This is a genomic window from Paenibacillus sp. JL3B1040, from assembly GCF_057063165.1.
On record NZ_CM169317.1, the window covers coordinates 4,721,141 to 4,740,914 of the forward strand.

14 protein-coding genes are annotated in these 19,774 nt (G+C 54.4%); 1 reads left to right on the top strand and 13 read right to left on the bottom strand.

Translation table 11 applies throughout. The features are described 5' to 3' along the window. Nucleotides 1-38: 38 nt before the first annotated feature. From ACZF99_RS21605 to ACZF99_RS21635, 7 genes are all read right to left on the bottom strand, one after another. Nucleotides 39-3,875: a GH32 C-terminal domain-containing protein gene (locus ACZF99_RS21605; protein WP_483607014.1), complete on the bottom strand. Its 3,837-nt coding sequence runs from the start codon at nucleotides 3,873-3,875 to the stop codon at nucleotides 39-41. Nucleotides 3,876-3,977: 102 nt separating this feature from the next. Then, a complete protein-coding gene (locus ACZF99_RS21610) occupies nucleotides 3,978-4,868 on the bottom strand; it encodes an ROK family protein (protein WP_483607015.1) in 891 nt (296 codons plus the stop codon). A gap of 392 nt (nucleotides 4,869-5,260) precedes the next feature. After that, nucleotides 5,261-5,734, bottom strand: coding sequence for an IS200/IS605 family transposase (gene tnpA, locus ACZF99_RS21615; RefSeq protein ID WP_240268557.1), 474 nt, complete (start codon nucleotides 5,732-5,734; stop codon nucleotides 5,261-5,263). Between the two features lie 204 nt (nucleotides 5,735-5,938). Continuing rightward, nucleotides 5,939-7,393, bottom strand: a complete 1,455-nt coding sequence (locus ACZF99_RS21620) for a glycoside hydrolase family 32 protein (RefSeq protein WP_483607016.1) — start codon at nucleotides 7,391-7,393, stop codon at nucleotides 5,939-5,941. A 91-nt stretch (nucleotides 7,394-7,484) separates the two neighbouring features. Next, nucleotides 7,485-9,098: an ABC transporter substrate-binding protein gene (locus ACZF99_RS21625; protein WP_483607017.1), complete on the bottom strand. Its 1,614-nt coding sequence runs from the start codon at nucleotides 9,096-9,098 to the stop codon at nucleotides 7,485-7,487. A 55-nt stretch (nucleotides 9,099-9,153) separates the two neighbouring features. Continuing rightward, nucleotides 9,154-10,035: a carbohydrate ABC transporter permease gene (locus ACZF99_RS21630; protein ID WP_483607018.1), complete on the bottom strand. Its 882-nt coding sequence runs from the start codon at nucleotides 10,033-10,035 to the stop codon at nucleotides 9,154-9,156. Between the two features lie 189 nt (nucleotides 10,036-10,224). Next, nucleotides 10,225-11,109: an ABC transporter permease gene (locus ACZF99_RS21635; RefSeq protein WP_483612886.1), complete on the bottom strand. Its 885-nt coding sequence runs from the start codon at nucleotides 11,107-11,109 to the stop codon at nucleotides 10,225-10,227. 541 nt (nucleotides 11,110-11,650) lie between these two features. Between ACZF99_RS21635 and ACZF99_RS21640 the strand changes: the two genes are divergently transcribed. Beyond that, nucleotides 11,651-12,691, top strand: coding sequence for a LacI family DNA-binding transcriptional regulator (locus ACZF99_RS21640; RefSeq protein ID WP_483607019.1), 1,041 nt, complete (start codon nucleotides 11,651-11,653; stop codon nucleotides 12,689-12,691). A 112-nt stretch (nucleotides 12,692-12,803) separates the two neighbouring features. On the opposite strand, the gene ACZF99_RS21645 is transcribed toward ACZF99_RS21640, so the two are convergent. The 6 genes from ACZF99_RS21645 to ACZF99_RS21670 form a co-directional block, all read right to left on the bottom strand. Beyond that, on the bottom strand, nucleotides 12,804-13,610 hold the full coding sequence (locus ACZF99_RS21645) for a prohibitin family protein (protein WP_483607021.1): 807 nt from the start codon (nucleotides 13,608-13,610) through the stop codon (nucleotides 12,804-12,806). Between the two features lie 147 nt (nucleotides 13,611-13,757). Further along, nucleotides 13,758-14,639 (bottom strand): metal ABC transporter permease, encoded by an 882-nt coding sequence (locus ACZF99_RS21650; RefSeq protein WP_483607022.1) that lies wholly within the window; start codon nucleotides 14,637-14,639, stop codon nucleotides 13,758-13,760. Then, a complete protein-coding gene (locus tag ACZF99_RS21655) occupies nucleotides 14,639-15,592 on the bottom strand; it encodes a metal ABC transporter permease (protein ID WP_483607023.1) in 954 nt (317 codons plus the stop codon). Before ACZF99_RS21655 ends, ACZF99_RS21650 begins: the two co-directional genes overlap by 1 nt. A 5-nt stretch (nucleotides 15,593-15,597) precedes the next feature. Beyond that, complete coding sequence (locus tag ACZF99_RS21660) at nucleotides 15,598-16,356, bottom strand: metal ABC transporter ATP-binding protein (protein ID WP_483607024.1); 759 nt, start codon at nucleotides 16,354-16,356, stop codon at nucleotides 15,598-15,600. 24 nt (nucleotides 16,357-16,380) lie between these two features. Continuing rightward, nucleotides 16,381-17,355 (bottom strand): metal ABC transporter solute-binding protein, Zn/Mn family, encoded by a 975-nt coding sequence (locus tag ACZF99_RS21665; RefSeq protein ID WP_483607025.1) that lies wholly within the window; start codon nucleotides 17,353-17,355, stop codon nucleotides 16,381-16,383. Between the two features lie 242 nt (nucleotides 17,356-17,597). Further along, nucleotides 17,598-19,634 (bottom strand): peptidoglycan D,D-transpeptidase FtsI family protein, encoded by a 2,037-nt coding sequence (locus ACZF99_RS21670; RefSeq protein WP_483607026.1) that lies wholly within the window; start codon nucleotides 19,632-19,634, stop codon nucleotides 17,598-17,600. Nucleotides 19,635-19,774: the final 140 nt, after the last annotated feature.

Sequence of the window (19,774 nt, forward strand, 5' to 3'; positions counted from 1 at the left end):
TTAACCAACCCGCCGCTATGCCTATATAAACTGGAGCATCACGGCGCGCCGGTACTCGCCGCTTGCCATTTTTGCCGGTCCAGCGCCGGATCCGGCTCGTTCAGGTACAAGGAACCGCCGTCCGCCGAAGCTTCAAGCGCTTGCCGGTTGTGAAGCGACAGAATGGCTATCGTGCCGTCGCCATTGTCGCGAAGCAGCCAGCGCTGATTGTCGTAACCGAGATAATCGTACAGTTGGAGTTTGTTTTGGCCGGTATCGAGGTCCAAAGCTTTGCCTCCCGCGGAGGTGCGGATCGAATAGGAGCCCAACTCGTCTCCGGTCGGCACCAACACCCAAGCCTGCCGGGTCGCCTCCCCGTCCCCGGCCGGGAGCAGGGCGATCGGCTCGCCGTCTTCCGCTACAGCGGCGTACAGCGACGCGTTCGCGCCGGCGTTGACGAAGCTTGTTCTCCGCAGCTTGGCCTGCTCCATCCGGTTGGCGTTGACGTTTTGATAAAACGCCGCGCCGCCGAAGACGTGGACGCCGAGATGCCCTTCCGCAAACGTTCCGTCGGTAATGTCAATGATCCCGGCGCCGTCCACGGAAATCCGGATACGCGGCCCGTCCGCTTCGATGACGATGGCGTATTTCTTTCCCGGCTGGATGAAAGCCGGCACTTTCGCCAGCACCTGGCGTTCGGCAAATGCGCCATCGATTTTGTAGAACAAACGGAAAGCTTTCATATTCGGATCGATATTAAAATAGTACCCGCTTCGCCCGTCCCGGCTGGCGCGAAACAGGATAGAGCCCGCCCCGCCCGTTTCGGCCAGCGTCATTTCGGCCTCATACACAAAATCCCCGGCCGTCTCCTCCGCCACATAATGAGCGTCGCTCCCGTAGCTGCCGCGGATGCCCCGCTCCGTCGCCACCCAGGAGGATGCCGTCAAATCGGGAGCCCATCCGGTCAGATTCGTATGGAACTCCCCGGCAAACACCTTCACCGGAACGCCGGCCGCCGCTTTCCCGTTCGGGGTGGAGGCGGTGACCACCGCCTCTCCTGGGCCGACCGCGCGAATCACCGCCTGCCGCTGATCGGACGAAGCGATGGCCACGACTTGCGGATCGCTCGACTCCCAGCGGATCGGCTGATTCCGGTTAATGTCCGAACCGCCGCTGTGCCCGCTTGTCGCACCGTCGCTCACCGCCGCGTACAAGGTCCGGGTGTCCCCTTGCCCCATTTCCTGCGGGCTCGTGTTCATCACGATGGAGGTTTGGCTCCCCGCCGCCTCGTTCCATACGTTTGTCAGCGCGTGCACCTTCAAGGAAACGACGTTCACCTCTCCACCTACACTAAAAAGGCTCATTTCACGGTGCGCAGGATCGGGAAACATCACCTCCGAAAACACGATGCGGCCATCCCCTCCGAAGACTTCCAGCGAGGAATCGTCCACGAAAATCCGCAGCTTCACGCGCCGGTTGTCCGGCTGAAGCGGTGCCTTATGAAGCGTGGTGAACCGGTCGGAGAAGTCGGTATCGCCGGAAAGGGAGCGGTCCACGTAGATTTCGTTCTCTTTTGTTTTGTAGCCGACGACCGTATACTTTCCGGCTCCCTCGCGGAGGCGGAAACCAAATTCGCTCACGCGGCTAGACTGCGGAATTTCAATGTCGGCTTCAATTTCATAAGCGCCGGAGGACACGCCTTTCAGTAAATTCTCCCTATCCGGCTGGACAAGGCGATCCGACGCCGCAAACAACCGCTGGCCGCGCAGCGATTCCAGCTCGCGGATCGGCGTCTGCACCAGACGGATTCCCTCTTGCGTCTTCCTCAGCGTTAACTCGCGCGGAATGCTAAGGACACCTTTCCACCCTTCGGTCGGAAAAGCGAACGGGTAATCCCAGTTCGTCATCCAGGCCAGCATCACCCTGCGTCCGTCCGGCATACCGGCAAATGACATGGAGGCGTAAAATTCTTTGCCGTAATCGGTCGCCAGCACTTTGCCGGCAGGATTGTCGTTAACGAACTTGCCCTCGGCAGTAAGCTCCCCGACAAAATACTCCGCCGCCGAGCCCTGCGTATTCGGGTGGGCGCCCGTGCTGATCATGAGCACCCATTTTTTCTCGCCCGTGCCGTCCACGGCCAGTTGGAACAAATCGGGGCATTCCCACACGCCGCCGCGGACATAAGCCCCGTATCCGAAGTTGTCGGTCAGCGTCCAGTCGATCAGGTTGGTCGAAGTGAAGAAGCGGATATGGTCGCCGCCGGACACAACCATAACCCAGCGGTTATGCTCTTCGTCCCGCACGACCTTGGGATCGCGAAAGTCCCATCCTCCCGGATCGTCCCCCTGCTTGCCCGGGTTTTCGATCACGACCGGGCGCTCTGCGGCGTATTCCCAGGTGCGGCCGCGATCTTTGCTGTAAGCCAGCCCGATGCGTTGGTTGCCGTTCGGACCGTCCGGATGATAGGAAGTATAATAAGCGATCAGGCCTTTTCCCCCGGAATCCGTGAACAAGCCGGAGGCATTATGGAGATCGGCGACGGCCGAACCCGACCAAACATGGCCCAGATCGTTCCAGGGCAATGCGACGGGCAAGCGCTTCCAATGAACGAGATCGGTGCTGACCGCGTGCGCCCAAGTTCCGCCGTCCTGATGAAACAGATGGTATTCCCCTTCGTAATAGACCAGTCCGTTCGGATCGCTTGCCGACCCGCGGGCAGGCGAATAATGGTAGTCGGGGCGGTATTTTTCCGTATAATAATCGTTGGCCGCGGTCAAATAAACGTCCTGAAAATACGCCGCTCCCCCGGATACCGCAAATCCCGCGTGACCGTCCGCGTAGCTATTGTCAACGGCATCCACGGCCGGTTCGGCGTAGCCGTCCACATAAACCTGAATCCGGCTCCCAAGCGCATGGATTTCCAGATGATGCTTTGCTTTGGAAGCCGACGGGTAAGCGCGTTTCGAGATGGCGATGACGCGGCCGTCCGCTTTTCTTAGCTCCGCCCAAACTTGGCCGCCGTCTTTTCGCAAAGCCGCCTCGTAGCCGTCCGTCCCCTGTCCGTTCGCTCTAAACCGCAAGCCGGCATCCCCTTGATCGGCGGCAAAAGACACGTTCCCTTCCAGCACGAGATCCCGCTCAGCCCCCTGATAAAGCCGCAGCGCCCGCCGGGTACCGTCCGCCGTTCCCAGCTCCCCCCGCAGGTCCGGCTGCCAGGCTCCCGAAGTCGCGATCGCCTTGCCTAAATTACTGTTCAGTTCGCTGACCCTCACGTTTTGAAACAGCGCGGAGCCGTCCCAAACGTTCAGGCCCAAATACCCGGAAGCATAAGCCCCGTCATGGACATCGATCAGCGGTTTATAGCGGTCCCCCCAATAGACCTGAAGCCGGGTTCCTTCGGCTTTGACTTTCAGATGATAGATTTCCCCTTCGGCCAAGTCCACCCGCCGTTCTTCCCGCAGCCTGCCGTCTCCGCTCGCGTCTTTTAATCGGATCAATCCCGCGTTCGGCACGAGCTGAAGCATATAGGAGGACCACCCGTCCTGACTGGAACGGAATACCAACGTGGCGTCCGCCTGTCTCTCCGTTACCATGACGTCGGCTTCATAGATAAAATCGGCCGCCCGGGTTTCCGTCAGGGCCATGACGTTCTCCCTCGGTTCCGAGACAAGCAGCAGCCCCAGCTCCGCCGTCTCCATTCGGCCCTTTCCTTCCATCCGCCAACCGGTCAAATTCGTCTCAAAGTTGGTTGCGCTTTCAAAAATGACATGAGCCTCCTTTCCCGTTTCCTTTTCCGTCTCCGCACTCAATGCCCGGACCACCCCTGCATCAAGCCCGGCAATAATAAGCGCGGAGGACAAAAGGATGGAGACTGCGACGGATTTGCCTTTTCCCATGATATCCCCTCTTTTCTTGTGAGAGATACAAACTTGTTTGGACCTCCGGCGCGAGGAGGCCGTGGATCACGGCCACCGCCTCCCTCCGGTGTCCCTCTTCGCTTAAGAAGCAGGAATCCGCCCGGTTAACGCCTTCAGCCCCAATGCCAACGCGCCGCAAAGCCCCGCTTGCTGCCCAAGACCGGGAGGCACGATATACTCCTCTATGCGCTCCAAAATCTCGCCGGCGTTTAGGTATCCGTTCAGATTTTGGCGCACCGCCTCCCGAATCAACGGGAACAATTGGGGCTGCTGCATGACCCCGCCGCCCAGGATGATCTTTTCCGGCGAGGTCAACAGCACCGCCCCCGTAATCGACTGAGCAAGATAAAACGCCTCGATTTCCCAAGCGGGATGATCCCCCGGCAGCTCATGCCCTTTGACTTTCCAGCGGGCTTCAATCGCCGGTCCCGCCGCCATGCCTTCCAGGCAATCGCCGTGATACGGGCAGCGGCCCGCGAAATCATCGTCCGGGTGCCGCCTTACCGGCACATGACCGCCCTCCGGGTGAACCAGCCCATGCACCAGCCGGCCTTCCAGATAGACGCCGATCCCAACGCCCGTTCCCACCGTATAATACAGGCAGCTGTTCAGGCCCCGGGCGGCCCCCCATGCCGCTTCTCCCAACGCGGCCGCGTTCACGTCGGTATCCCAGCCCAAAGGGACGGGAAATTCGCGGCGCAGCGCGCCGAGGAAATCGAACCGGCTCCAGCCGGGTTTCGGCGTTGTGGTTACATAGCCGTAGGTGGGACTGTCTTGCCGAAGATCGATGGGGCCAAATGAACCGACCCCGATCGCCTCCACCCGTTTGTCCTTCAAATAAGCTATCGCTTTGCCAAGCGTGACCTCCGGACTTCCCGTCGGAAAACTGATGCTGTCCTCAATCACGCCGTGCTCATCGCCGACGCCGCAGACGAATTTCGTCCCGCCGGCCTCAATCGCTCCTATGCGCATGTTGATGATCTCCTTTTTTCGATACAGTCCAAGGCGGCCCCGCATCTTGTATGTTTCACCGGCCCCATTCATCGGCCGCAGTGCCGATCCTAACGGACACCAGCGCCGCTATTTCGCCAAAAGCAACAGTTTGCATACAGTAACGGACACCACAGACCTTATTTGGCAATACAGCGTGCGTATTCGGTCATTTCCGGGCAAATAAGAGCGCTACGGTCCGCTAGAATTTGAAACGCCGCCTTTTCGAGCAAATCATAACCACCCGTCCAACGGGTGGTTTGCTCTTGGGGTATAACCCCCTGTTGCCAAACTGCGCCTAAAGACGCTAGCCTGACAATAAAATTGTTCAGGCTCAGTGTATTTTGTCACCTTCACTTACCAGTTAAACTGGTTTACTTCTTCTTGCCACCGTTACTGCTGAACGGATCTTCATATTCTTTTACACTCAGCTTATCCATCGCCTGGTCGTGTACTTCTTGTTCACGAATATACTTTGCTACGGTAGCTTCATTCAGTCCCACTGTACTCACATAATATCCCTCCGCCCAAAATTTTCGGTTCCCGTATTTATACTTTAATTGGGCATGTTTCTCAAAGATCATGAGGGAACTTTTTCCCTTCAGATATCCCATGAAAGATGACACGGATATCTTTGGTGGAATGGCTACCAACATGTGTACATGATCCGGCATCATATGACCTTCTAGAATCTCCACGCCTTTATACTTACATAGACGTTTGAAAATTTCGATCAAGTCTTTCCTCACTTGATTATAGATTTCTTTCCGTCTATACTTCGGGGTGAACACAATATGGTATTTGCACATCCACTTTGTGTGAGCAAGACTGTAGTTCTTGTTTGCCATCTAAGACCATTCCTTTCATTGAGCCTGAACATCTCAATTTTATCGGGATGGTCTTGTTGGTCAAACCCTCGTTCCCTCCACCCGCATAGCGGGTGGTTTTTTGTTTCGCACGCTTCGCGTACTCAACTGGCTAAAGCCTAAATAAGGCCGCCCAGGTCCGTTAACCGTCCAGGCCGGCGCGCCCGCCATTGCCACACCAGCCAATTATGGCGCCAGCTCATAAATCGTCAGCGACTTCAGCGCCAAGTCCGTTTCCGCCGCCAGGGATAGGCCGGTGGCCTCCGGTCCGGGGAAGATCAGATCGGTAATGACCGCCTCTCCGTCATTGGCAAACACTTCGACGGAGGCGCGGTCCACGAAAATGCGCAGCTCAAGCTTCTCCCCCGCGGAATGCAGCTTGGCCGCGTGCACGCCGCGGAACTGCTCGTGGAACTCGTGCTGCCCCGACTTCGTGCGGTCCACATAGACCTCCCCGGAAGCCGCGTTCACGCCAACAATCGTCTCCTGTCCGGCCCCCGTTCTGACCTTAAAGGCTAAGGACGTGCCGGGTGCGGCTTCCGCAACCAGCTCGTAGCTATCCAGCCGCAAGGAACGCAAAGCGGCTTCCGCTTCCCCGGCGGCGACATTCGCCAGACTGAGCACCGGCCGGCGCAGACGAGCCAGTTCCCGCACCGGTCTCTGCGTCAGAACGGTCGCACCGTTCCGGGATTCCAGCGCAAGTTCCCGCGGTACCGTCATCGCGCCGCGAAACGCTTCCGTCGGCGTCAACTGCGCATACTTCCAGTTGCTCATCCAGCCAATCAACAGCCGTCTGCCATCCTCCGCCGGAATATCGGACCAACTGACGCCCGCGTAATTGTCCCGGCCATGGTCCAGCCAGCGGACCGCGCGCGATTCTTCATCGGGCGTAAACGTCACGCCGTCGAATTCCCCGGTAAAATACTGTGTTCTCGACCCTTCCGGATAAGCGGGATGGTCGCCCACGCTGACTAGCATCACCCACCTGGTTCTGGAAGCGTCGCCGTCCACCGCCAGCTGGAACAAATCGGGACATTCCCAAACCGCCTCATGGAAGCCGATTCCGCTGCCGAATTCACTGGCGAACGTCCATGTTTTTAAATCGGGAGAATGATACAGACCTACCGTCTGTCCGCAAGCGATGATCATAACCCAGCGCCGGGTGTCTTCATGCCAAAATACCTTGGGATCGCGAAAATCAACGAAACGTTCCTGTCTCAACACCGGATTTCCCGCGTATTTCGTCCATGTCCTGCCTTTGTCTTTGCTGTAGGCGATGCTTTGCATCTGCACGGGAGGTTTTCCTTCCGATTCGAGGTGATGGGTGAAAATCGCGACCAGCCCCGGTTCCTCCCCGAAAAAGCCGGTCGAATTGCTCCAGTCCACTACCGCACTCCCCGAGAAAATCGTTCCGTTCTCGTCGGGAAAGAGCGCGATGTCAAGCTCCTCCCAATGAACCAGGTCTTCGCTTACGGCGTGGCCCCAGTGCATTGGCCCGTGGGTCGTTCCATGCGGATAATACTGATAGAACAGATGGTATTCTCCGGCAAAATAAACCAGCCCGTTCGGATCGTTCATCCAGTTTTTCTCCGGCGAGAAATGATACCTGCCTCTGTAGTTTTGCTTGGCGATTGTCGACATTCCAGCGTCTCTCCTTTTTTGCCTCCATAATATAAATCGATTATCTCTATATAAGTACCTTTGCTTCGTTCGAAGCCGCTTGGCTTCCCGATTACTTTTTCATGGCCCGGTCGTAACCGTCCTGTTTGATTTTCAGCCAATCCTGCAGCCCGAGCCGATCCAGCTCCTGCAAATAGCCGCCCCACTCTTGATCGATTTTGCCGTTCTGATACCACTCGGTGCGCTTTCTCAGCACATAAGCGAACAAGTCCGTTTCGATCGTCGTCAGTCGGTCCAGCTCATCGATCGAATGGAATACGTTGGGCATTGCCTGCTCCGCCTGCATATGAGGTGCCATGACCTCCTTGATGATTTGCATTCTCTCCTTGGCGTCGTCCGGCACGGTGGTGTATTTGCCGAAATAGCTGTCCAGGATCGCCAGCGGACCGCCGACGCTCGTTTTTTCCCGCAGTTCAACCGGAGCGGTTCCGTTCAGCGGCAGATGCTTCAGGCTGTTGCTCGCTTCGTCGTATTCGAAGATGTTTTGCTGCGTCTCGTCGCCGTAAGTGCCCCAGTTGTTCTGCACGGATTGGATCGGATCGTACATTTGATCCACCCATTTCGCCGTCGCTTCCAGGTTTTTGTTGGTGCTCGTAACGACCATCCGGCCGCGATGGAAGCCCAACGCGTTCGTTTGGGCCACATTGATCTCGCCGTCCGGCCCGGCTACCGGCGGCATCACTTCGTAACTGTCATTAGCGCCCGTAATGTTGCTCTTGTCCCAAGTGAAATAGAGGCCGTACCGATGGTCCTTGCCCTTGGCCAGATACGTGCTCCAATCCTGCGTGTACGCTTCGATATCGATGAGTCCCTCTTTATATAGCTCGTTGATATATTTGACGGCGTCTTTATAGCCTTCCTCGGCAGGTGCAAACACGACTTTGCCGTCGTTCGAAACTACCGCGTGATCGGGATTTTCTCCTAAACCAAACGCGGCGAACAGGAACACCAAATCCTCGGCCCCCGGCTTGTTGATAAAAGACAGCGGAATTTCGTCGGCCTGCCCGTTTCCGTTGGGATCCTGGGTTTTGAAGGCGATCAGTACCCGCTTCAATTCCTCCGTCGTTTTCGGCATCTCAAGACCGAGCTTATTCAGCCATTCCACATTGATCCACGGAACGGCGTCGACGGATTGAATTCGCTCTTTCCCCGTACCGAGCTCTTCGATCCACGGAAAAGCGTAGATGTTGCCGTCCGGCGCGGTAATCATCCCCTTGTATTCCGGCGCATCCTCCAGCACTTTTTGGAAATTCGGCATATATTGCTCGATCAGATCGTTCAGCGGAATAATCGCCCCGTCCTTGGCCAGCTTAAGCAGCTCGTAATCGCTGTAACCGGCGTCGAAGATCGCGTCGGGAAGATCGCCGCTGGCCATGGCGAGATTTCTTTTTTCCACAAACACATCTTTGGTGAAATTCTTCCAATTAATATGGACATTCGTTTTTTCCTCCAGCCGTTTGAAAATCAGCTTGTCGTTAGGATCCGCAGGCGCCAGCGGCGAGCTTTGCGTCATCATGTTCAGCGTGATTTTCCCGTTCGGATCCTGTTCGTTGCCGGCCGAGCTTTGGCTTCCCCCGTTGCCGCAGGCGGACAGCAGAAGCGCGGAAGCAAGTACGGAGACGGAGACAGCCTTGCAGGCAAATTTCACTTTTTGGCTTTTTTCCATTGTTTTTGACCTCCCAGATTTGTGCTTTAGGCAAAGCATTTATGTGCAGGCGGCATTATTTCAGGGAGCCGACCATAACACCTTTCTCGAAATATTTCTGGAAAAACGGATACATCACGACGAGCGGCAGGCTCGAAATCACGATCGCCGCGTATTTGATCATCTCGGACAACCGCTTCATCTCCGCCATGGCCAGTTGATCGGCGATCATGCTAGGATCGACCTGGTTCTGGATCAGAATCGACCGGAGCACGAGCTGCAGCGGGTGCAAGTTCGGATTGTCCAGGTAAATCATGGCGTCGAAATAGGCGTTCCACTGGCCGACGAAAGCGTACAGCGCCAACACAAAAACGATCGGTTTGGACAGCGGCAGCACGATGCGGAAGAAAATCATCGCTTCGGAAGCGCCGTCGACGTTGGCGGCCTCCCTCAGTTCGTTCGGCACGCCCCTGAAAAACGTCCGCGACAAGATGATGTTCCATACGTTGACCGCGCCGGGAATGATCACCGCCCAGACGGTATCGATCATGCCAAGCTCTTTGACCAGCAGGTAAGTCGGCACCAGCCCGCCGCCGAAAAACATCGTGATCAAAAACAAGGTCATAAATATGCGGCGGCCGACAAGCCTATGATCCGACAGGGCGTAGCCCGCGAACACCGACACCGTCACGGTGATCAGGGCAAAAGAAGTCGAGTACAGCACCGCGTTGCCGAATCCCCGGACCATCGCCGGATTCGTCAGGATTTTCTCGTAACCGTCCAGGGTCCAGTCCTTCACGTTGAAGGACAGGCCGCGGCTAAGCAACACGGAAGGGTCCATAAATGAGGCCACGACGACATAAATCAGCGGGATCACCACGACCAAAACGGCGAACGCTAGCCCGACGGCATTTAAAACCAGCAGAAATCGGTCGAATTTCGAATGTTTAATGGGCATGGCAGTTTTGCTCCTTTCCTACAGTTGCGAGTTCAATAAGTCAGGTTTTCAGCACCGAGAAGGTTGAATGAAGCTAGGGACTGAGTAGCGCAGCGTACGTTTTGGGTACGTGAGCAACGGAAGGCCCGGCTGAATTCAAGATTCGACGCCGAATCCGCTTCTTGACCTGCTTCGTGATCAAAAGATGACTCAATAAAGGCCTTCGCCTTCGTTTAGCCTCTTAACCACAAAATTCACGGTCACAAGCAGGATGACGTTGATGACGGAGTTGAACAACCCGACGGCGGCGGAGTAAGCGTAGTCTCCGGACTGCAAGCCGATTTTGTACACATAGGTCGGAATAATCTCCGAGGTCGGCAGGTTCATCGCCGTCTGCATCAAGTAAGCCTTCTCGAAACCGATCGACATGATCCCGCCGGCGGCCAGAATGAACACGATCGCCATAATCGGACGAATCGTCGGCAGATCGATGTGGCGAATCCGCTGCAGCAAGTTAGCGCCGTCAAGATGGGCCGCATGGTGCAGCTCCGGATCCACGTTGGCCAATGCGGCCACATAGATGATCGAGGACCAGCCCGCTCCCGTCCAAATATCCGACAAAATATAAATCCACCTGAAATACTCGGGTCGGGACATGAACATGATCGGCTCATCCGTAAACCAGACGAACAGTTGGTTGACGGGCCCTGTCGGCGACAGGAAGATAAACAGCATCCCGACGACGACCACGACGGAAATAAAGTTGGGGGCGTACAGAAACAACTGAATGTTCTTCTTTACGCCGGCCCGGCGGATTTGATTGAGCATCAGCGCCAGCAGGATCGGCACGGGAAAGCTGAGCAAAAGCCCAAGCAAGCTCAATTTAAGCGTATTCATAAAGATGACTTCAAAATTGGGCGAGGACAGAAACTTGTCGAAATTTTTAAGTCCCACCCAATCGCTGCCCAAAATGCCTCGAATCGGGCTAAAATCCTTGAACGCGATCACCGCTCCATACATCGGCCCGTACTTGAAGATCAAGGTGAGGATCAGGGCCGGGGCAAGCAGCAAGTAGAGGAAGCCGTATTTTCGCAAATATTCGAAGGGGCTTTGTTTAGGGGATCTCCTAAGTGCCGTTTTTCCTTGTCCGGCTTTTATGGTGCTTTGCAATTTTGTTACCTCCGTTCTCCCGCTAAGTTTACATTTTCTCATGTAGTAAGGGCTTTCACCAAAAGCAATCTTTTGTCAATTGCACCCTATCGCATTTACAATTTAACAAACAAACATCTTGCAGTCAATATATTTTGTAAAAATAATATTGTGCATTTGTTAACATAAAACCTCTAATTTTGCACAATGTTCTTTTTTCAATTCATGTAAACAAGCAATAACAATGAGATTTTGACAAAATACGCAACAAAAAAGACACTTCTCCTGCTGTACGGAAGCCAAGAGCTATACAATAGCTCTGCAAAAAGTTGACAAATGTAAATGTTCAAAATGTAAAATACGGTTGTGCATTTGTAAAATAAATATTGCTATTTTTCTCGATCTATTATACATTGGGGATAGGAAATCTTTGCAAATACTCGCTTTTTAATGCATCGTGACCCGAGGATACTATAGAGGTGAAATGATGGCGAAGGAAAAAGTAACGATTCAGGATATCGCCGATGCTTTGGGCATCTCCCGCAACACGGCGTCCAAAGCGCTGAACGGAAGCGAAGGCATCCCGGCGGAAACGCGCAATAAAGTAATCAGAAAAGCCATTGAGCTGAAATACAAGCAGTTTGCTTTTATGGACAGCGACGGCCTCTTGTCCAAAAGTTCGGGCAACATCGCATTGTTGACGGAGAACTTGCCGAACACATCCCATTTCGGGTCTACCCTGATCAGCGGCTTGGAAAAAAGAATCAGTGCCGAAGGCTACAACCTGTCCATTCATATCGTCAGGGATATTGAGCAAAAATCGCTGTCGCTGCCGAAAAACTTCGACGCAGCCAATGTGGACGGCATTATCTGCATCGAGTTGTTCGACCTGGAATACAGCAAGCTCATCACCGGCCTCGACATCCCGACCATCTTTATCGACTGCTCGGCTTACGTTTGCTATCCGGATTTTCGCGCCGACGTGTTGCTGATGGAGAACGAACACAGCACCTATCAACTTACCCAGAAACTAATTGATGGCGGTTACAAAACTTTTGGATTCATCGGCGATTACAACCATTGCCGCAGCTTTAACGAAAGATGGACCGGTTTCCAGCGCGCGCTGACCGAGGCCGGCATCGCCCTTGATTTGTCCCAGTGCATCGTCGACGATGACCGGCTGTTCTTCTCCAAACCCGAATGGATGGACGAGCGGGTGGCCGGAATACGCGATCTCCCTTCCGTTTTCGTCTGCGCGAACGACTTTATTGCCGTTAGCGTAATGAAAGCGCTGAAGAATCGAAACTTGTCGGTTCCGCGGGATATCGTCATCTGCGGTTTCGACAACAGCCCCGAGTCCGTGATTGTCGAACCTCATTTGACGACGGTCCACATTTTCAGCAACGAAATGGGGATTAAGGCAGCCGAAATGCTTCTCTCGCGGATGAATCACCCGAGTCAGCCTTACCAGGTGTCCCATATCTACACCAAGCCGATTATCCGGGACTCCACGCCGAATATCGACTGAGGCTCTTTCCCATGAGGCTTAAAGCCAAATAGAAAAGCCGCCCCTCAAGGGCGGCCCGGATGATCTGCCCCCTCTCTCCATAAAGAGCGGGGTTCCTTATTGTTGGATACAGTTACTGTTGACCGGTCAACGATTGGATATCGATAAAGGGCGTAGCTCCGCCCGTTACTTGCGGGAGCTTGCCGTCCCATTTCTCCAGCGCTTTCTCCTGCACTTCGATCTGCTTCAGTTGCACCAGTTCCGGCGTTACCTCCTGCTTCTTCAGCTTGAGCGATTCGGCCTCGGCTTCGGCCTGGGCTATTTTTTGCTGCGCTTCGATCTGGATCCGCTTCAGGTCGTTGCTGGCTTTCAGCGCTTGCTGCTGGGCGACCTGCTTCGCTTCGATCGATTGGTTAAACGCGTCGGAGAACTTGAAATTGACGATATTGATTTCGTTGACGATTAGATCGTATTTCGCCAGGCGGGCAGTCAAATGCTCGCTGATTTCCCCGGCGACGATGTCGCGCTTGGCGATCAAATCCTCGGCCTGATAGCGGGCCGTCACTTCCTTCACGATCTCCTGCACGGCCGGGTTAATGATGACCGTATCGTAATTGCCGCCGATATTGTTCATCAGATTATAAGCCGATTCCTTGTTGACCGAATAGTTGACGGCGACATGCGTGGAGACCGGCTGCAGGTCCTTGGAGGAAGCGGTCGTGTCCGTCTCCGTCTTGGTGACCTGCGTATTGACCTGAATGACGGTTTGAATAAACGGAATTTTGAGATGCATGCCCGGGGATAAAATATTGTTATTCAATTTCCCGAACGTTTTGTATAAACCGACGTGACCGTATTCCACCTGCGCGTAACTGTTGGATCCGATGATGAGCACGACGATGACGATGATGGCCGTGGAAATCCATTTTCCCACAGGCATATTCCTCTTTGGGTGTTGCTGCGTACCTGCCTCCATATGAATCCCTCTCCCTTAAAATATGGTCTGACCGGACACGTTGGCCGGCTAACTATATCAGGTAATACGGAGAAGACAGGCGCTAGGTAGCAAAAACTTGACGACGACGCCTTAAACCACCGCGGAGTCGAGACGTTTCCGTTTCCCGAACCGGGCGATCAGACCATGCTTCGGGGAGAAAACGAACGCCAGCAGGAAAAGAATCCCGGCAACGGTCACCATCGAGCCGGCGATGGAGGCGTCCAGCCACTTGGCGGCGTAGTAACCGCCGGCTGCGCTAAGCGCCCCGATCAACACGCTGTACCCCAGCATCACGCTCAGCCGGTCGGTCAGCAGATACGCCGTCGAAGCCGGAATGATCAGCATGCCGACGACCAGGATCGCGCCGACGCTCTCGAACGAAGCAACCGTCGACAGCGATACCAGCCCCATCAGCAGATAGTGGAACAACACCACCGGTATGCCGACCGCAGCGGCCAGCGCGGGATCGAAGGCGCAGAGCTTGAACTGCTTGTAGAACAGCAAAACTGCCGCCAGCACGAGGAGCAGCGTTCCGCCCAGCATCCAGACGGCGACCGGTCCCATATCGTAGCCGTTCCAAATCCAGGTATCCCACTGCACGTAGGCGATTTCGCCGAACAGCACGCAATCCAGGTCCAGGTCAATATGGGAGGCGTTCCGGCTGATCAGAATCACACCGACGGCAAACAGCGCCGTAAACACGATGCCGATCGAGGCATCGGATTGCAGGCCGCTTTGCTGCAAGGCCTGGATCAGAAACACGGTAATCAGCCCAAGCGCGGCCGCCCCAAGCAGCATCAGCAGGGAGTCCCGCGAGCTGCTGATCAGAAAAGCGATGGCGATGCCCGGCAGCACGGAGTGGCTGATCGCATCCCCGACCATGGCCATTTTTCGCAAAACCAAAAAACAGCCCAAAATCCCGCAGGTGGCCGCCACTAGCGTACCGGTCAATATAATCCAAAAATCAGCCATTATTCCGCACCCCTTTCTACCGCATTTCCGGCTTGCCGGATCATCGTCAACTCGGCGGATTGCTGTACCTCGCTGCGACCGCGCCAACGGCGCATCAGCTTCGCCAGCAGTCCCCGATTCGGCGCAAACACGGCGGAGACGGCAAACAATGCGGTGGCGGCAAGCACCGTTACCGGACCGGTCGGCAGATTCGACAAAGTGGAGCTGATCAGCGTACCGGTGACCCCCGACAGCGCTCCGAAGACGCCGGCCAGGACGACCATGATGCCCAAAGCATCGGTCCAATACCGCGCGGCGACAGCCGGCGTAATGAGCAGGGCGGCAACCAGCACGACGCCGACAGCCTGAATCCCCACGACAACCGCCACGACGGTCATCAGCAGGAGCAGTTGTTCGAAGAAAGCCACCTTGAGTCCCATGCCCCGGGCAAAACCGGGATCAAAGCTTACCAGCTTAAACTCTTTAAAGAGCAGGGCGCAAACCGCGATCAGCAGCACGGACACCGCGCCCATCAGATAGACGTCCGTCAGCATCATGGAGGCCGCCTGGCCGAACATGTATTTGTCGAGCCCGCTTTGGTTGCCGTTGCCGCTGTGCTGGATCTTGGTCAACATCACGATCCCGATGCCGAAGAACACCGACAGCACGATGCCGAGCGCCGCATCTTGCTTGATTCGCGTATAACGGGTAATCGCGGAAATGCCAAACGTGGCCGCCATCCCCGCGAGGACCGCCCCGAGCATAAAGAGGCCCACCGATTTGACGCCGCTCAGCATAAACGCGATGCAAATCCCCGGCAGCGCGGCATGCGCCAGCGCATCCCCCAGCAAGCTCTGCTTGCGAAGATAAGTGAAAGAGCCGATGACGCCGCTGCCCAAGCCTAGCAGCAGGGAGCCCATCAGGATCCATTGCAGGTTCGGATCGGTGATCCATTGCCATAATGTCGTAAACATCGCCGTCACACCGCCCCTGTCGGTACGGCGCCGAAATCCGCCAGCATGGCGATTTTCCCGCCGTATGTCTTGTGCAAATAGTCCGGCGTAAACGTCTCGTTGGTGGGACCTGCGGCAATCAATTCACCGTTCAACAACAAGACGTGATCGAAATACTCCTTGACCGTGGATAAATCGTGATGCACGACCAGCACCGTTTTTCCCTGCTCCTTCAACTCGTGCAGCAGGCCGATGATCGCCTTTTCGGTGGTGGCGTCCACGCCGGCAAACGGTTCATCCATAAAATACACCTGCGCGTTTTGCGCCAGCGCCCGGGCCAGAAATACCCGCTGCTGCTGACCTCCGGACAGCTGGCTGATCTGGCGGCCGGCATACTCCGCCATGCCTACCTTAGCCAGACAATCCAGGGCGATCTGCCGCTCCTTTGCCCCCGGGCGGCGGAACCAGCCAAGCTGGCCGTAACGCCCCATCATCACGACATCCAGCGCATTCGTCGGGAAATCCCAATCGACCGATTCGCGCTGCGGCACGTAACCGATCAGTTTGCGTTGTTCCCGGTAGGACTTGCCGTAAATGCGAACATCACCGTCCAGCGTCGGAAGCAATCCCAGCACAGCTTTCAGCAGCGTGGATTTTCCCGCCCCGTTCGGGCCAAGGATTCCGATCAATTGGCCCTCCGGGATTTGGAAAGATACCGACCGCAGCACCGGCTTTTTATGATAAGCGACCGTTAATCGGTTGACTTCAAGCGGATAACCGTTCATTGTTGTTCTTCCTTTCTGGACTTCTTATTTCAACGCTTCGACAATCGTGTTGACATTATGTTCCACCATGCGAATATAAGTATCTGCCTCTGAACCCGGTTCGCCCAGCGAATCGGAATATAGCTCGCCGCCGATCTTGACCGTATGTCCCAACTCCGCGGCTCCGGCAATGACCGCCTCCATCGATTTGGTCGGAATGCTCGATTCCACAAATACGGCTTTGATCTTGTTCTCGACCAGGAAGTCCCGGAGCTTGGAGACGTCCTTCGAACCGTATTCCGCCGCCGTGCTGATCCCCTGCAGTCCCATCACCTTGATCCCGTAAGCATCGCCAAAGTAGCCAAATGCATCATGCGCCGTCACCAACACTCGGTCCTGCTCCGGAATTTCCGCAATCCGCTCATTCACTTCCGCGTCGAGCTTCTCCAATTCGCCGATATACGCCTCGGCGTTCCGGTCGTAAACGTCCGCATGGTCCGGATCGAAGGAAGACAACGTATCGCGAATCGTCTGCGTTGCCGTAATCCAATGGCGAACGTTAAACCAGATATGCGGATCATATTGCGATCCGCCGGCGTCCGCGCCGGAACGCAGTTCGGCCGGATCGATGTCCTTCGAGACCGCCACCGTGCGTTTTCTCTGCTCCAACTTCTCGAAAATCTCCGTCATTTTCCCTTCCAGATGCAGTCCGCCATAAAAAACAACGTCCGCGTCATCCAGCTTTTCGATATCCCCTTGCGACGCCTTGTATAGATGCGGATCGACTCCCGGCCCCATCAGGCCGGTCACCTCGACTTGGTCGCCGCCGACCTCCCGTACGACATCCGCAATCATCCCGATCGTAGCCACTACCTGTACCGGCGAATCGTCTGCCGATTTACGAATTTGATCCGCTTGGCCCTCCACCTTGGAACAAGCCGCCAATACGATCAACGCCAATACCCCCAAAGTCAACTTCGCCCTTTCAAACGGGCTTTTCTTCACCTTTATTTCGTCCATTTCGCTTCTCCTCTCCTTAAAATCGGCTCATGTTGTACAAGTAAACACTTGTTTACTTAAGCTTTGTTTTTTAGTTAGATATAAAAATGTTTCCCTAATGCAAATTTTAAGCAAAGGTTTGCCAAAAATCAAGGGGAAATTAAATAAAAAAAGTCCGGGGACCGGATAACGGCCGCCGGAATATAAAAAGCGACCTTTTCGACATGGCTGTGAAAAGGTCGCTGCTGTAAGAACAGATTCAGTTAGGGATTCGTTTGCTCGTTTTTCGCTTTCTTCGGCACGCCGTCCAAACCGTATTCCTGGTCGTACGCATCGAAGATTTTACGCGCTACCGGCGCGGCGCTGTAGGCGCCGAAGCCGCCCTCGGGAATGACGACCGCGACCGCCAACTTCGGATTTTCCCGCGGGGCGAAAGCAATAAATACGCCGTTGTCGCGGTTGGCGCCGGCTCCCCATTGCTCTGAGGTCCCCGTCTTCCGTGCAAAATCATACGGGAATCCGTTAAAGGCCGATACATCGGTCCTCATCCCATTAATCACCGTATTCCAATAAGCGTCTTTAAACTCAACCTTATTCAGTACTTTTGCCTTAAATTCTTGAATAATATTCCCGTTCTCATCCGTTATTTTGTTAACAACATGCGGTTCCATCCTCAAGCCGCGATTCGCTAATGTCGCAGTGTATTGAGCTAATTGCATCGTCGTATATCCGGCTTGTTGGCCAAATGAAGCATATACTAAACGAGATAACGATGTTTCCCGCTCATCGGTATACCCCAATTTACCTAAAAATTCTTTAGGAAGATCAACCCCGGTCGAAACCCCAAGGCCGAATGCTTTCATGTACTTATCCCAAACATCAATCCCCTCCGACCCGTACTTTTTCCAAAGTTTCTCTCCAACCATATCAACCATAAAGGTATTAGAGGAATAGCGAATCGCATCAGTAGGTTTAATCCGTCCATAAGCATGTCTACCCGAGTTGCGTACGCTGGAAGAATCATTCTTCCCGAAATAAGCGATACCCGTATCAGGGTAATAATCCGTCGACTTGAACAGCCCCTCGTTTAAACCAATCAATACGGACAAGGGCTTGATCGTTGAGCCAAGCAGAACAGCAGAATCAAAATCGTGACCTGAACGCCCCGAACTGATCGGAGTAATAGTCCCGTTCTGATAATTAGTCATAATTTTGGACCAATCATCCGAAGCAATGCCGCCAGACTGCCACACATTCGTGTCATAATCCGGCATACTTGCCATGGCTACTACATTGCCGGTATCCACTTCCATAGCCACCGCATACCCGGTTTTGGCATTAGGATGGGTTTTGCCCGAAACAGGATTTTTATGCACCCAATCGATCTGATCCAGGATCGCCTGCTCGGCAACCATTTGAATATTTTTATTAATATTGGTATGCAGATCATATCCCTTTACGGGTGGAGTTATCTCCGCAATACCGGTCGCCATATTACGAGGGTCGATCGGCACGCTCTTATAACCATTTTTCCCACGGAGTTGCTCCTGATAATAGAGTTCCAACCCGTCATAACCGACAAGCTCTGTTTCTGTGTATTGCAATGCCGGATCCGTGTCCTTTTGTTCCCGGATATTTTTATAATACTGGAGATCCGAAGCGTCTGTTGTCGACGCGCTGGAGAATTTCTTCAAATACCCGATTGTCTGAACAGCCACCGTATCCTTATCGTAATGCCGGATGCTTTCCTCCACAACCTCGATCCCCAGGTACTGATCCTTTCGCTCCAGAAAATAAGCAACCTCTTCCCTTGTCAAACCCGTTTTGATCCGACGCGGCGAAAACCCGTTCTGCTTCCGGTAATCCAGATCCATAGCTTCGATAATGTCTTCTTCGCTCATTTTAGAATCCGCGTTGCCGTACTTGTCAAATACTTCCTTTAACTTGCCCGCCAAAGCCAAAGCCTCCGGACGGTTGGTTTTGCCTTTGTCCGTTGCGTTGCTGTAGTCCTTCTGCAGGGTGATATACAGCGATTGTACCGGCGTGGAGTAGGCCAATTTCTCGCCTCCAGCCGCATAGATCGTTCCGCGCGTCGGCGACAGCGGCACGTCCTTGACCCGCAGATTGCTCTCCTGCTGGGACAACGTAGGCCCTTCCACGAACTGCAAGATGGCGAGACGAACAATAATGACGGTGAAAATGGCAAAAGCACTAAAGAAGAACATGTTCAACCGTATATTAAAATGGCGCTGCATCGCGATTTCCTGTTCTTGCGGATCTTTCACATAAGCGCTTTTCAAGGTGTTTCCCTACTTTCTATCCCTTAAATCATTATCAGTCGATTAGTCGAAAACAACCTAACTCTTATAGTATCATAACGAAATAAGGCGCGGTGAAGTTACACCCCGTTTCCAGCAATTTCTTCGGAAAAGTCCTTATT

Excerpts from the sequence above, each read along its gene's own strand:
- ACZF99_RS21605 (WP_483607014.1), bottom strand. The coding sequence starts at position 3,875 with ATGGGAAAAGGCAAATCCGTCGCAGTCTCCATCCTTTTGTCCTCCGCG.
- ACZF99_RS21610 (WP_483607015.1), bottom strand. The coding sequence starts at position 4,868 with ATGCGCATAGGAGCGATTGAGGCCGGCGGGACGAAATTCGTCTGCGGC.
- tnpA (WP_240268557.1), bottom strand. The coding sequence starts at position 5,734 with ATGGCAAACAAGAACTACAGTCTTGCTCACACAAAGTGGATGTGCAAA.
- ACZF99_RS21620 (WP_483607016.1), bottom strand. The coding sequence starts at position 7,393 with ATGTCGACAATCGCCAAGCAAAACTACAGAGGCAGGTATCATTTCTCG.
- ACZF99_RS21625 (WP_483607017.1), bottom strand. The coding sequence starts at position 9,098 with ATGGAAAAAAGCCAAAAAGTGAAATTTGCCTGCAAGGCTGTCTCCGTC.
- ACZF99_RS21630 (WP_483607018.1), bottom strand. The coding sequence starts at position 10,035 with ATGCCCATTAAACATTCGAAATTCGACCGATTTCTGCTGGTTTTAAAT.
- ACZF99_RS21640 (WP_483607019.1), top strand. The coding sequence starts at position 11,651 with ATGGCGAAGGAAAAAGTAACGATTCAGGATATCGCCGATGCTTTGGGC.
- ACZF99_RS21645 (WP_483607021.1), bottom strand. The coding sequence starts at position 13,610 with ATGCCTGTGGGAAAATGGATTTCCACGGCCATCATCGTCATCGTCGTG.
- ACZF99_RS21650 (WP_483607022.1), bottom strand. The coding sequence starts at position 14,639 with ATGGCTGATTTTTGGATTATATTGACCGGTACGCTAGTGGCGGCCACC.
- ACZF99_RS21655 (WP_483607023.1), bottom strand. The coding sequence starts at position 15,592 with ATGTTTACGACATTATGGCAATGGATCACCGATCCGAACCTGCAATGG.
- ACZF99_RS21660 (WP_483607024.1), bottom strand. The coding sequence starts at position 16,356 with ATGAACGGTTATCCGCTTGAAGTCAACCGATTAACGGTCGCTTATCAT.
- ACZF99_RS21665 (WP_483607025.1), bottom strand. The coding sequence starts at position 17,355 with ATGGACGAAATAAAGGTGAAGAAAAGCCCGTTTGAAAGGGCGAAGTTG.